Annotated in this window: 1 protein-coding gene; it reads left to right on the forward strand. The window is 58.7% G+C overall.

The genetic code is table 11. From position 1 onward, the window contains the following. Positions 1–421: 421 nt before the first annotated feature. Positions 422–576: thiamine pyrophosphate-binding protein (locus FQ664_RS06485; protein ID WP_249791968.1), on the forward strand; the 155-nt coding region annotated here is incomplete at its 3' end.

The following is a 576-nucleotide window of genomic DNA, read 5'->3' on the forward strand; positions in this document are numbered from 1 at the left end:
TCGCCGATGGTAGTGTGGGGTTTCCCCATGTGAGAGTAGGTCATCGTCAAGATTCATTTCGCAAAACCCCTATCTGCGCAGGCAGGTAGGGGTTTTGTCTTTGTGGCGAAAAAAATTTCCCGCCGCACCAGCCCCCCTGTGGGAGCGGGTTCACCCGCGAACACCGGCGCAGCCGGTGCCATCCACCGCGTCGCCTGCTTCGCGGCTAAAGCCACTCCCGCAGGGACCGCGACCCAAGGCAGGTATCGCGTCGCCCCACTGCCTGCGACAACATTCCTTTCACATCAACGTGACTTTCCCGCGCCCACCCTACGTCAAGACTTTGGTTCGGGGCACTCCTGACCCGGGCTAAGCGATGCCAGCGTACCGTGCTGCGCATTTATGGACTTCCACCGTCCCATCACTTGAGGTAGCAAGCAAGATGGCCAAGGCCGCCGATGTCGTTGTGCAATGCCTGGAAAACGAAGGTGTCGAGTATGTATTCGGTATTCCCGGTGAAGAAAACCTCGACCTGCTCGAATCCCTGCGCAAGTCGAAGATCAAGCTGGTACTTACCCGTCACGAGCAGTCCGCAGG

Origin of the sequence: Pseudomonas persica, assembly GCF_900291015.1 — a bacterium.
GTDB lineage: Bacteria > Pseudomonadota > Gammaproteobacteria > Pseudomonadales > Pseudomonadaceae > Aquipseudomonas.